The sequence below is a fragment of the Haloferax gibbonsii ATCC 33959 genome, assembly GCF_000336775.1.
Lineage (GTDB): Archaea > Halobacteriota > Halobacteria > Halobacteriales > Haloferacaceae > Haloferax > Haloferax gibbonsii.
Genome location: NZ_AOLJ01000011.1, coordinates 404,192 through 417,303, shown reverse-complemented (window position 1 = coordinate 417,303; position 13,112 = coordinate 404,192). Strand labels below are relative to the sequence as shown.

Here is a 13,112-nt window from a genome sequence, read left to right as displayed (position 1 = left end):
GTCCAGTTTCGACTGCCAGGCCTGCACCTTCGCCATCAGGTCCAGCGGCGACGTGTCGTTCACGTCGGTCGCCCGGAGTTCGTCGAGGACGGCTTCGGCCTCCGGGTCCACCGCGGCCCCGGACTCGGTCTCTGTCTCGGCGTCGGCCGCCTCGGTGCTCGCCCCGGCGAGCGCCCCGGCCGACCCGTTGCCCGTCGCGCCGTTCGCGGGCGCGCCGGAGCCCGCCGAATCGCCGGCGGCGTCGCCGCCCTCCGCGACGTTCATCTGTCCGCTCCCCACGTCGAAGACGGCCTGTACGGGCTCCGAGGTTCCGGACCCCTTCGCCTCGATGGCCTTCTCCTCGCGGAGCCGGTCGAGCACGTCGGCGGCGCGGTCGACGACCGGGCGCGGAACCCCCGCCAAATCGGCGACGTGAATCCCGTAACTCCGGTCGGTCGGGCCGTCGACGACGGTCCTGAGGAAGGTCACGTCCCCGTCGCGCTCGTCGGCCGCGACGTGGACGTTGGCGACGCGGTCGAGGTGGCTGTCTCTTATACACATCTCTGATGGCGCGAGGNGCCGCCCACGCGATGGAGATGCCGTCGTAGGTGGCGGTTCCGCGGCCCACCTCGTCGAGGATGACGAGCGAGTCCTCGGTGGCCGAGTGGAGGATGTTCGAGAGTTCCTGCATCTCGACCATGAACGTCGAGCGACCCTGCGCGAGTTCGTCCAGCGCGCCGACGCGGGTGTAGATGCCGTCGACGACGCCGACGGTCGCCGAGCGCGCGGGGACGAAACTACCGACCTGCGCGAGGAGCGTGATGAGCGCCGCCTGCCGCATGTACGTCGATTTGCCGGACATGTTCGGCCCGGTGACGATGAGGAAGCCGCGCTCGTCGTCCATGCGGAGGTCGTTCGGGACGAAGTCGGTCGTCGTCTCCACGACCGGGTGGCGACCGGCCTCGATGTCGAGCGCCCCGGCGTCCGTGAGTTCGGGGCGCGTCCAGCCGTTGCCGGCGGCGTGGGTCGCGAGCGACGCCAGCGCGTCCACCTCGGCGATGGTCCGGCCCACGTCCTGTAAGAGTTCGGCGCGCCGGGCCACGCGCTCGCGGAGGTCCTCGAACAGTTCGTATTCGAGGTCGCCGCGGGCCTCTTCGAGCCGGAGCACCTCGCGTTCTTTCTCCTCTAACTCCTCGGTGACGAAGCGCTTTGAGTTCTTGAGCGTCTTTATCTGCCGGTAGTGTTCGGGCACCTGGTCGGCGACCGACTTGCCGACCTGGATGTAGTAGCCGTCGGTCTTGTTGCGGTCGACGGTGACGTGCGAGAGGCCGTGGTCCCGCTTTTCGCGGTCGGCGAGCGTGTCGAGCCACGACTTCGCCGACTCGTGGCGCTCGATGAGGGCGTCGAGTTCGTCGTCGTAGCCCTTCTGGAACAGCCCGCCCTGCGTGACCGTCTTCGGCGGGTCCTCGGCGAGCGCGTCGGCGAGGTCGGCGCGGAGGTCGGCCGCGGCGTCCCGGTCCGGCCGCGAGACGACTTCCGCGAGCGGGGAGTCCGCGAGTTCGGTCCCCTCGATGGCGTCGGCGAGCGCGGGAAGCACGGAGAGGGTGTCCCGGACCGACAGCAGGTCGGACGCGCCGGCGCTCCCGGACGCCGACCGGGAGGCGAGCCGTTCGAGGTCGTACGCCCCGTCGAGCACCTCGCGAACGCGCTCGCGGGCGAGGGCGGCCGCGGCGAGCGACTGCACGGCGTCGAGTCGGCGGGCGAGTTCGTCGCGGTCGCGCCGCGGTCGGGTCAACCACTCCCGGAGGAGGCGGCCGCCGGGAGAGGTGACGGTGTGGTCTATCGTGTCGAACAGCGACCCCGAGCGGTCGCCGTGCATCGTCTCGATGAGTTCGAGGTTGCGCTGGGTGGTCGCGTCGAGTTCGAGCAGGTCCGAGGGGTGGTAGACCTGCAGGCGGGTCATCGACCGGAGGACGCCCGCGCCCGTCTCCTCGACGTATGCGAGGACGCCGCCGGCGGCGCGGGTCGCGAGGTCGGAGTCGAGACCGACGCTGTCGACCGTGGACGCGCCGAACTGCTCGCGGACGGCGTGGCGGGCGCGACCCGGCGCGAACGCCTCGGTGGAGAAAAGCGAGAAGGAGGCGTCCGTGGCCTCGCGCAGCCGAGAGAGGGTCTCGTCGTCGCCGCGCAGTTCCGGGCCGGGGAGGACTTCGACGGGGGCGAAGCGGTAGAGTTCGGCCGCGGCGTCGTCGACGGTCGCGGCCTCGGTCACGAGGAACTGGCCGGTGGTGATGTCGGCGAACGCGAGGCCGACGCCGTCGCCGTCGGTCACGACGGCCGCGAGGAACTGCGCGTCGGCGCGCGACGTTTCGAGGAGCGTCCCCGGCGTGACGACGCGCTTGATTTCGCGGCGGAGGTCGCCGGACTCGGTCTCGTACTGGTCGGCGACGGCGACCCGGTAGCCGCGCTCGACGAGCGCCTTGAGGTAGGGCGTCAGGTCGTTCAGCGGCACGCCCGCCATCGGATACGACGACCCGTGCGAGGACTTCTGGGAGACCTTGAGGTCGAGTTCGCGGCCGACGGTCTCGGCGTCGTCGGCGAAGAACTCGTAGAAGTCGCCGCACTGCATGGCGAGCAGGTCGGCGTCGGTCTCCTCTTTCAGCGAGAGGAACTGTCCGACGATTCCCTGAGTAGTCATGTCCGCACGTGGGCGGGCCGGCGGATAAAACGCTACGATGCCCCAGTCGTGAGGGAGTGCGAGCGCCCCGAAACTGACCCCTCGGCGCGACGACTCGCTCGGCTGTTGCGTGGTAGCACATCCATATCTCGTGTTCGATGTTGGACAATCGTCCCAAAAATACAGCGTATGATAATCGGTGGCCCAAAATTATATACGGGAGTTGTCTCGGGAAATCTGTGACAGCAAGGTACGACAGACGAACGTTTCTCCGCACCGCCGCCGGCGCGGTGGGGCTCGGCTCGCTGTCCGGGTGCGTGGGGACGTTCGGAACGGAGTCCGGGGAGCCCGTTCGATTCGGGGCGATGTTGCCCGTCAGCGGGTCGCTGGAGCAGGTGGGAGTGCACGGAAAACGCGCCGCCGAGCAGGCGGTCGAAGACATCAACCGCGCGGGCGGCGTGCTCGGGCGGCCGGTCGAACTGACCACCGTGGACACGGAGGGGTCCGCGTCGGTCGCGACGGACGGTTACGCCTCGCTGGCCGACGCGGGCGTCGTCGGCTTCGTCGGCGGCCTCGTCAGCGACGTGTCGCTCGCGCTCGCCCCCGAGGCGGCCGACGACGCCGTCATGGAGATGAGTCCGGCGAGCACGAACCCGCGGCTCTCGGAGGCCGGGCGCGCCGACGGTCGGAAGTTCTTCGGCCGCACCGTCCCGAGCGACAGCCTGCAGGCGACCGCGATGGCGAAGATTCTCGACGCGCCGCAGTACGCCGACGCCGACCGGGTCGCCGTGCTCACCGTCGACGGGGCCTTCGGCTCCGACCTCGGCACCGCACTCGGCGACCAACTCGACGCGGAGGTCGTCACCGAGGTCAGCTACGACCCGGCCGCGGACGACTTCGGCGGCGTCGTCGACGAGGTGTTCGCCGACTCGCCCGACGCGGTCGGCTTCGTCAGCGTCCCCGGACAGGAGGGGGGCGTCCTCGACGCCTACGGCGCGTCCGACTACGAGGCCCCGTGGGTCTTCTCGGCCGGCCTGTTCGACGGCGAGATTCCGCCCTACTACGAGGGCTTCTACAGCGCCTCGCTGTCGTCGGTTCGGACTGACGGCTACTTCCACCTCGCCCAGCGGCTCTCCGACATCGCGCCGCTGCAACCCTACGCGGCGAACGCCTACGACGCCCTGTTCCTCATGGCGACCGCGGCGGAGTACGCGGGCGAGGCGTCGGGTCCGGCCATCGCAGACGCCCTGCAGACCGTCTCGGGCGGAACCGGACACACCGTCTCTGTCGGCGAGTTCGACCGGGTTCGAACGCTCGTCGACGCCGGCCGCGAACTGAACTACCAGGGCGCGTCGAGCGGGGTCGACCTCACCGAGGCGCTCGAACCGCTGAGTTCGTACCTCGTCGAGCGGGTCCACAACGGCTCGGTCGAGCAGGTCGAACTCCTCCAGCGCCAGTTCTTCGAGTCCGGAGGTGACCAATGAACCCGTTTTCGCGGCTGACGAGCCTCCTCGAACGGGCGCTTCCGAACGTGATTCGCCGCCGCTACGCGGCGAAATTCGGGGTTGTGCTCCTCCTCATCGCGCTCGTCATGGGCGGCGCGGGCGCGTACATCCACTTCGACACCAAGTCGGTCGTCGAGTCGCAGACCGAGTCGCAGATTCGCGGCGCGGCGGCGACGGAGGCCAAGTCGGTCGCCGACTGGGTGACCTCGAAGGAGTCCACCGTCTCGTTCCTCGCCGAGTCGCTCGCGGACCAACCGGCCGGGACTCCGCCCGCCGACCACCAGCGGTGGCTCGAAGGGAAGCTCATCCAACTCTCCGGCGACGTCCGCTCGCTCCACTACGTCGACGCCGACACCGGCGCGGTCGTCGCGAGCACGACCGACAGCGCGACCGGGCAGTCGCTCGACTCGCTGTCCGCGCCGTGGGCCGACGACGCCGCGTCGCTGGCGTCGGGCCAGTCCGTGACCGTCACCGAGCCGTACGAGTCCGGCGGCGAGCCGGTCGTCGCGTTCGCCGCGCCCGTCTCCGGAGCCAACGGCGCAATCGTCCTGACGGCGTCGCTCGCAGCGGGCTCCCACCAGTTCGAATCGCCCTACGCGACCGGCGACACCAAGGTCGTCTCCGAGTCGGGAACCATCCTCTTCGACAACCGGAAGGCGTCCATCCTCGACCAGTACGCGGCCGCCGACGGCTCGTCCATCGAGGCCATCGACGCGGCGCTGTCCGGACAGACCGGCTACGAGGTCGTCTCCGCCCGCACGGGCATGGCGTCCGGCGAGTACGCGATGGCGTACGCGCCCATCACCGGCACCGATTGGGTGCTCACCTACCACGTCCCGGCCGACCGGGCGTTCGCGCTCCAGTCGCAGGTGACGACGAACGTGATGCTCCTCGTCGCGTTCGGCGTCGGCGCGCTGTTCCTCGTCGGCGCGACCATGGGCCGCGGCACCGCGCGGTCCCTCTCGGTCGTCGCCCGCAACGCCGACGACATCGCCAACGGCGAGGTCGACGGCGACCTCCCGAACACCGCCCGCATCGACGAGATGGGCCGGCTGTACGACTCCTTCGAGTCGATGCAGTCGTACCTGACGACCGTCGCCGGGCAGGCCGAGGCGCTCGCGGACAAGCGCTTCGACGACCCCGTCCTCGACGAGGACATCCCGGGGTCGTTCGGCGAGTCGATGGGCCAGACGCACACGGAACTCGAAGCCCTCATCACCGAACTCGAAGCGACGGCCGCCGAGTTCAGTGAGACGATGGCGGACGCCGCCGACGGCGACCTCACGCGCCGGATGTCGGAGGACGCCGACAACGACGCGATGAACGAGATGGCGCGGTCGTTCAACGACATGGCCGACGAGCTCGAAGCGACCGTCGCGGAGGTCGTCGAGTTCGCCGAGACCGTCGCCGCGGCCAGCCAGGAGGTCACCGCGAGCTCCCAGGAGATAGAGCGCGCGAGCCGACAGGTCAGCGAGTCCACGCAGGTCATGGCCGAGGGCGCACACGAACAGCGCGAGAACCTCCGGCAGACGACGAGCGAGACGAGCAACCTCTCTGCGACCATCGAGGAGGTCGCCTCCTCGGCGAGCGAGCTCGAACGGACCGCCCAGCACACCCTCGAAGCGAGCGAGGACGGCCACGAGGCGGCCGCCAACGCCATCGACACCATCGAGACCGTCGAGACGCAGACCCGCCGGACGGTCGACCGCATCGAGGACCTCGAAGGCGACATGGCCGAAATCGGCGACATCGTCGAACTCATCACCGACATCGCGGAGCAGACGAACATCCTCGCGCTCAACGCGAACATCGAGGCCGCCCGCGCCGGCGAGGCCGGCGAGGGCTTCTCGGTCGTCGCAAACGAGGTCAAGGAACTCGCCGGCGAGACCAAGGCCTCCGCCGAGGAAATCGAGGCGACTATCGAGGAGGTCCAAGCGAAGTCCGCGGCGTCCGTCTCCGAGATGCGCGAGACGCGCGACGCCGTCGACTCCGGCGTCGACGCGGTCCAGACGGCCCGCGACTCGCTCGACACCATCGTCGAGAACGTCCGCGAGACGACCGACGGCGTCGACGAAATCAGCCGGACCACGGACGAACAGGCCGCCTCGACCGAGGAGGTCGCGTCGATGATGGACCGCGTCTCCGATATCAGCGACGAGACCGCCGAGCGCGCCGAGTCGGTCGCGGCCGCGGCCGAAGAACAGACCGCCTCGCTCAGCGAGGTCTCCGACGGCGCGGACCGTCTCGCTACCCAGTCCGAGCGGCTGATGTCGCTCGTCTCCGAGTTCACCGTCGACCACGACGCCGCCGACCGCGACGGCGCGTTCGCCGACGCAGACGCCGCGTCGACCGCCGAACTCGACGCCCCGGCGACCGACGGCGGTCTCGACGCAGACGGCCGTTCCGACCGCACCGACGACGGCCGTTCCGACAGACTCGACTGACGCCGCACCCGTCGCAGGGCACCCTGCGACCCTCCGAACGACTCGTCCCCCATTCGGCCCTCCGGTCCTTCATCCGGCCCTCTCCGGTCCCTCACTCGGCCTTCCTCGGTCCCCATTCGGCTCTCCCGCCCGACGACCGCGTTTCTCGACCGTTCGTTCTCCGTCTCCGTTCGCCAGAAAATATCACTTTCATATCACCCAATATCAAATATGATATCTCGGAGCGTAGCGTTATACCGGCAATCCGCGTGAGGTGGACGTATGGACCTGCTTTCGCGACTCGCGGCGCTGGTCCCGGGGGTCGGGGCTCGGACGCGGACCGACGGTGGCGCACAGGCTGACGAACGAGGGACGGTCGCGCTGGCGGCGGAGCGACTGGACACCGGTAGCCTGCTCGACGGCGTGGGAATGCCGGTGTTCGTCCTCGACGCCGACGGCCGGGTCATCACGTGGAACGGCCCGATTACGAAACTCACGGGCGTTCCCGCGGCGGAGGCGCTCGGGTCGGAACACGTGAGCGAACTGTTCTACCCGGACGGCCGGCGGGCGAAGACGCTCGCCGACAAGGTGCTCGACGACCCGCGGACCGCCGACGAGGTCCACGGGCTCGACGTGGTCGACGAGGGGAGCCGGCTCTACCGCGACACCAGTACCATGACCGACCGACACGGCGCGGACCGGCACATCGCTTTCACCGCCCAACCGCTGTTCGAGGGCGACGAACTGGTCGGCGTCGTCGAGGCGGTCCACGACCGGACCGACGCCGTGGAGAAACAGCGGGCGTCGGAGGCGCTCGTCGACGAGGTCTCGACCACCATCGGGAGCCTCACGGCCGGCGACCTCTCGGCCCGCGCGTCGTTCGCGGACGACCGCGGCGTCCTCAACGACGAGACGCTGGCGGTCGTCTCGGACCTCAACGAGATGGCGACCCGGTTCGACCGCCTCGCCAGCGAGGTCGACGCCACGACGGCCGACCTCGGCGGCGCGATTCAGCGGGCCGCGACCGCCGCGACCGACATCGAGTCGCAGGTCACGGAGCAGGCGGACCTCCTCTCGACGGGCGCAGAGGAGATGCAGGACCTCTCGGCCAGCATGGAGGAGATAGCGGCCACCTCCGACGAGGTCGCGTCGGCGGCGAATCAGGCCCGCGCGGCCGCCGAAAACGGGCAGGAGGCCGGCCAGAGCATCCGGTCCGCGACCGACCAGGTCATCGACATCTCCGACGAACTGCTCGACAGCGTGACCGAACTCCAACAGCGCATGGTCGTCATCGAGGAGGTCGTCGAGGTCATCGCGGAGGTCGCAGACCGGACGAACCTGCTCGCGCTCAACGCGAACATCGAGGCCGCCCGCGCCGGCGAGGCCGGCGAGGGCTTCTCGGTCGTCGCCGACGAGGTCAAGCAGCTCGCGAACCAGACCCACGAGCACACGGAGGAAATCGCCGACAGCATCGCCGAGATTCAAGAGCAGGCCGACGAGACGGTACTGGCCTCCGAGCAGTCCCACGAGCAGATTCAGGTCGCCTCCGGCGAAATCGAGGACGTGCTCGCCTCGCTCTCGGAAATCGCCGACGCCGCCGACTCCGCGGCCAACGGCGTCACCGAGGTCGCCCGCGCGACCGACTCGCAGGCGACCAACATCGAGGAGGTCACGACCACGATTCAAGTGGCCCAGGAACACGCGACCGCGGCCGAGGCGTCGACGACCGACATCACCGACGCGACGGCCGACCAGACGGTCGCGCTCGACGCGCTCGCCGACCGGGTGGACGCCCTCGTCGGCGGCGACGCGGCGGCGGTCGAGGAACTGGACGCGATGGACTTCGACGAGGTGGTCGACGGCGCGGACGCCGACTCGGTCCGCGCGGCGACCGACGGCGGCTCTGCGGACGAGTTCGGCGGGTTCCAGTTCGACCGGTAGCGCGACCGACTCGGGGCGTTCGACGACGCCGCGTTGGAGTTCTCTTCTCAGTCGAGACTGATTGCGCAGCTCTCGACGTAGTCGATGTCCTCGATGGAGTCGACGCCGCCCTCGCCGCAGACGGGGCAGTCCGGGTTCTTCCGGTACGGGACCGTCTCGAACGTCATGTCCATGGCGTCGTAAAACAGGAGCCGGCCGTCGAGCACCTCGCCCTCGTCGAGGAGGAGCTTCATCGCTTCCGTCGCCTGAATACAGCCGACCGTTCCGGGGAGGACGCCGAGGACGCCGGTCGTCGCGCAGTCGGGGACGGTCCCCGGTTCGGGCGCTTCGGCGAACAGACACCGGTAGCACGGCCCCTCGGGGACGAGCGTCGTCGCCTGCCCCTCGAACTTGTATATCGCGCCGTGGACCAGCGGGATTCCCTCGAAGCGACAGACGTCGTTGAGGAGGTAGCGCGTCGGGAAGTTGTCCGAGGCGTCGACCACCACGTCCGCGCCCGCGAGAATCTCGTGGACGTTCGACTTGTCCACGCGGGCTTCGACCGGCTCGACCGACACGTCGGGGTTGAGCCCGCGGACGAACGCGGCGGCGCTCTCGGCTTTGGCCACGCCCACGTCGTCGTCGCGGTGGATGACCTGCCGCTGGAGGTTGCTCCGCTCGACCACGTCGTCGTCGACGACGACGAGTTCGCCGACGCCGACCGCCGCGAGGTACTCGATGGCCGGCGCGCCCAACCCGCCCGCGCCGACGACGACGACCCGCGCCGAGAGCAGTCGCTCTTGGCCCTCCGGGCCGACCTCGTCCATGATGATGTGCCGCGAGTAGCGGTCCAACTGGGTGGCGTCGAGTGAGAGCGTCATATCCCGAGGTTGGCGTCGCCCCCGAATAAAGCCGCGGCACGGGCGGACCGGTTCCCGTGGCCCGGGTCGCGGACCGCCGTCGCCGCCGACGACATCGCCGGAAGCGACGCGCCTTTGACGCTCCGCCCGTCACGTCGGGTATGGTCGCCGAGACGACGCCCGACGAACTACGCGAGAGACTGGCCGACGACGAAGACATCGCCGTCGTCGACATTCGAGACCCCTCGTCGTACGCGTCCGGACACATCCCCGATTCGGAGAACCTCCCGGCGGCGACGCTCGGCCCCGAGGTGTTCGACCGCGAGTGGCCCGCCGAGGTCGTCGTCTCGTGTTACGTCGGCAAGAGTTCGAAGCAGGTCGCCTCGGTGCTGGACAGCAACGTCGACGCCGACGTGTCCAGCCTCCGCGGCGGCTTCGACGCGTGGGACGGCGCGGTCGAAGACGGGTCCGAGGGCGAGGCGGACCTCGGACCCACGTCGCCGTTCTGAGTCGCCGACGGATTTTCACGACGGCTCATCTCGACTCGCAGAGCGACGCCCGAATCTACGCCCCGGGAACCGTGACGGGCGACCCCCGCCGCCGGTTCCGGTTTCGGAGGTAGAAGACGAAGACGGCGAGACCGCCGAGCACCGGCAGGAGGACGAACGCGACGAAGAACCCGACGGCCCACATGTCCGCCGTGTCCATCGCGCGGCGCTTCGCGTCCCGGTATATCCACGCCGCCCCGAGGACCGCGGCGGCGAGGAGCAGCGGCCCGCTGATTTCGATACTGACCATGCAGTCGCGTCAGTAGTTCTGACCGACCGAAATAAGCGTACGGGCCGTCGATTCCGACGGAGACGAAGCCGCTGCTCGGCGGTGGATAAAGAGAGAAGATTGGCGCGGTGCGCGGGGCGTTACTTGCCGCGGCCGTTGCCGGCGCGGATGGACGGACGGATGTGCTCCGTGCCCTTGCCGCGGTTCTGGAGACCGCGGTTCTTCTTGCCCGCGTTGGTGAGACCGCGGAAGGCGCGGCCGTCGTGGGTGTTGTCGCAGATCCAGTTGAGGTCGTCGTCGTTCTGGATGGCCGGGTGCTCGGGGTCGACGAGGATGACTTCCTGCCACTTCTGGGAGCCGTCCTGTCCGACGCCGTAGGAGTTCAGCACGCGCAGGTTGGGGTGCTTGCGAGAGGCACGCTCCTCCGCGATGCGCGGGATGGACTTGCGGCGGCCGATGCGGTTGACGCCCTGGCGCTTCGTGCGGCGGCCGGCCTTGTGGCGCTGTTTGCGCGCGCCGCCCTTGCGGACGGAGACGCGGACCACGACGATGCCCTGCTTGGCTTTGTAGCCGAGCTCACGGGCCTTGTCGAGGCGGGTGGGGCGCTCGATGCGCTCGATAGCGCCCTGCTCGCGCCACTCCTGTTTTCGCTGCCACTGGAGTTCGGCCAGCTTGCCTTCCTTCGGGGTCTTCCACGCTTCCTTGATGTGGGAATAGAAGCTTCGTGCCATTGTATATCACCGCGGGCGCTTGCGATTCAGTCCGTCGGGGAACTCCCCTGAGACCACATTTCGTCCCGTTCGTGACGGGTGCCCTCTGGCGTGCCCGCATTGCCAGCGAGTTGGCGGAACTACCAACAGGGGAGGGTTAAGGACTTCGGATTCGAGCGACGCGCGTGCCACCGACTGGCGCGGTGAAACGGTCGAAAAAGACGGTATCGAGGGTGCCGCCGACGCGGCTCAGCCTTCCATCCCGCCGAACGACAGGCCACCTTCGATGTAGCGCTGTGCGAACAGGTAGATGAGCATGATGGGCGCGGCGAACGTCAGCGCGAACGCCGAGAACCGGGCCCACGGGATGGAGTACCGGCCGACGAGCGAGTACAGCCCGACGGGGAGGGTGTAGTTGTCCGTCGAAAGCAGCGTCTGGGCGACGACGAACTCGGTCCACCCGGTGAGGAAGGTGAAGATGAACACCGTCGCCAGCCCCGCCTTCGACAGGGGGAGGATGATTTCGGTGACGATCTTCCACGACGGCGCGCCGTCCATCATCGCGGCCTCCTCGTAGGAGACGGGAATCCCGTCCATGTACGTCTTCAGGAGCCACGTGTTGAACGGGACCGCGGTGGCGGCGTAGTACGCCGACAGCGCGAGCTTGCTGTCGTTGAAGCCGAACTGGACGAACAGGGCGTACAGCGCGATGAGGAGCGCGACGCCGAGGCCGCCGCCGATTTGCGTGAACAGCACGTAGCCGTACAGCACCTTCGAGCGCCCGATGAACTGCCGGCGCGACAGCGCGTAGGCGCTGGGGACGATGAGACACATCGCCAGTATCACCGTCGGAATCGCCACGGTGAGGCTGTTCGCGAAGAACCGCTTGAACTCGGAGGTCTCCGTGACCCCGTACTGCGACACGTCGAGGAACGTCAGTTCGGGCGTCTGCAGGAACACCTCGTAGCCGCCGAGGCCGAGGCTGATGCGGTAGCTCGGGACGATGAGGTCGCCGATGACCCACAGGAACGGCTCGATGGTCGGGTCGGCCGGCCACAGGCGAATCCCGCTCGACGAGTACAGCGACGCGCCGGTGCCCGAGAAGGCCCCGACGGCGACCCAGTACAGCGGGAACAACAGGAGCGCGACGACGACCGCGGCACCGAGGGTTATGCCGGCGGTCTTCAGCACCGTTGCGGGGCTGACGCGCCCCTCGCGGATGCCTTCGAGGGTGTACCTGGCGTCCTTGACCGACTCGACGGGGGCCATCGCGGCGGTCCGCGCGTCGTCGGCGAGCTCGGCCGCGATGTCGGAGATGGCGCTCATGCGTCGTCCACCCCCTCGGCGAGCTGTCCCTTCTTGACGTTCAGCATCATGAAGACGCCGATGACGGCCACGGCGACCAGCATGATGGCCGCGCCCTCACCGTACTTCTGGAAGCGGAACGCCTCGCGGTAGCCGTAGACGATGAGCAGTTCGTTCGTCCGCGACGGCCCGCCCTGATTGAACACGTACGGGATGAGGAACTGCTGGAACGACGCCGCGGCCGTGAGAATCGAGGCGAACAGCACGGGGCGCTTGATAGAGGGAAGCGTCACGTGCAGGAAGCGGGCGAAGAATCCCGCGCCGTCTATCATCGCCGCCTCGTGGAGCTCCTCGGAGACGTCCTGCAGGGCGCTCACGGTGATGATGACCATGAACGGGTACGCCAGCCACGCCTCGGTGACGTTGTAGGCGAGAAAGGCCATCCAGCGCTCGGAGAGCCAGGCGATGGAGTCGAGGCCGGCCATCCGGAGGAACTGGTTGGCGAGGCCGAACTCGGCGGAGCTGAAGATGCCGCGCCAGATGGTGATGGTGAAGATTCCCGGCAGGCCCAGCGGGATGATGATGAGCGCCCGCATGAACCGCTTGCCGCGGACGCGGTTGCCCGTCACCACGAGCCCGATGCCGAGGCCGACGAGCACCTTGAGCGCGACCGACGTGGCGACGAACAGCCACGTCACGCCCATCGAGTTCCAGAACTGGCCGTCCGAGAGGACCGTCGCGTAGTTGGCGAGGCCGACCCATTGCTCTTTGCCCTGGAACAGCGTGGCCGGCTCCGCGTTGGTGAACGAGAGATACACCAGGTACAGGACGGGAAAGAGCATGAACGCGAGGAAGACGAACAGCCCCGGCAGTACCAACAGCAAGGGCAGGTCGTCCTTGCTCACGACCGGGCTGTCCGCGACGCGCTCGACGGCGCTGTCGACGACGCTCATCGT

9 protein-coding genes and 1 pseudogene are annotated in these 13,112 nt (G+C 68.8%); 4 read left to right on the top strand and 6 right to left on the bottom strand.

From position 1 onward, the window contains the following. Positions 1–2,677, bottom strand: a pseudogene (locus tag C454_RS04865) (MutS-related protein); the annotation flags it as partial. Positions 2,678–2,961: 284 nt separating this feature from the next. On the opposite strand from C454_RS04865, the gene C454_RS04860 reads away from it, so the two are divergent. The 3 genes from C454_RS04860 (at position 2,962) to C454_RS04850 (ending at position 8,525) form a co-directional block, all read left to right on the top strand. Then, positions 2,962–4,140 carry an ABC transporter substrate-binding protein gene (locus tag C454_RS04860; RefSeq protein ID WP_394324753.1) on the top strand — a complete coding sequence of 393 codons (1,179 nt, stop codon included), beginning with the start codon at positions 2,962–2,964 and terminating at the stop codon, positions 4,138–4,140. After that, entirely contained in the window at positions 4,137–6,605 is a 2,469-nt protein-coding gene (locus C454_RS04855) for a methyl-accepting chemotaxis protein (protein WP_004973268.1), read from the top strand. Before C454_RS04860 ends, C454_RS04855 begins: the two co-directional genes overlap by 4 nt. Positions 6,606–6,866: 261 nt before the next feature. Continuing rightward, positions 6,867–8,525, top strand: a complete 1,659-nt coding sequence (locus C454_RS04850; protein ID WP_004973266.1) for a methyl-accepting chemotaxis protein — start codon at positions 6,867–6,869, stop codon at positions 8,523–8,525. Positions 8,526–8,572: 47 nt separating this feature from the next. On the opposite strand, the gene ubaA is transcribed toward C454_RS04850, so the two are convergent. Beyond that, positions 8,573–9,385: an SAMP-activating enzyme E1 gene (ubaA, locus tag C454_RS04845; protein ID WP_004973264.1), complete on the bottom strand. Its 813-nt coding sequence runs from the start codon at positions 9,383–9,385 to the stop codon at positions 8,573–8,575. A 140-nt stretch (positions 9,386–9,525) separates the two neighbouring features. Here ubaA and C454_RS04840 point away from each other — a divergent pair, with 140 nt between their 5' ends. Next, positions 9,526–9,873: a rhodanese-like domain-containing protein gene (locus tag C454_RS04840; protein WP_004973262.1), complete on the top strand. Its 348-nt coding sequence runs from the start codon at positions 9,526–9,528 to the stop codon at positions 9,871–9,873. Between the two features lie 55 nt (positions 9,874–9,928). On the opposite strand, the gene C454_RS04835 is transcribed toward C454_RS04840, so the two are convergent. The 4 genes from C454_RS04835 to C454_RS04820 all read right to left on the bottom strand — a co-directional run bounded on the left by C454_RS04835 (position 9,929) and on the right by C454_RS04820 (position 13,109). After that, on the bottom strand, positions 9,929–10,162 hold the full coding sequence (locus C454_RS04835) for a hypothetical protein (RefSeq protein WP_004973256.1): 234 nt from the start codon (positions 10,160–10,162) through the stop codon (positions 9,929–9,931). A 119-nt stretch (positions 10,163–10,281) separates the two neighbouring features. Beyond that, positions 10,282–10,872: a 50S ribosomal protein L15e gene (locus tag C454_RS04830; RefSeq protein ID WP_004973253.1), complete on the bottom strand. Its 591-nt coding sequence runs from the start codon at positions 10,870–10,872 to the stop codon at positions 10,282–10,284. A 228-nt stretch (positions 10,873–11,100) separates the two neighbouring features. After that, complete coding sequence (locus C454_RS04825) at positions 11,101–12,177, bottom strand: sugar ABC transporter permease (protein ID WP_004973251.1); 1,077 nt, start codon at positions 12,175–12,177, stop codon at positions 11,101–11,103. After that, positions 12,174–13,109, bottom strand: a complete 936-nt coding sequence (locus C454_RS04820) for a carbohydrate ABC transporter permease (RefSeq protein WP_004973245.1) — start codon at positions 13,107–13,109, stop codon at positions 12,174–12,176. Before C454_RS04820 ends, C454_RS04825 begins: the two co-directional genes overlap by 4 nt. Positions 13,110–13,112: the final 3 nt, after the last annotated feature.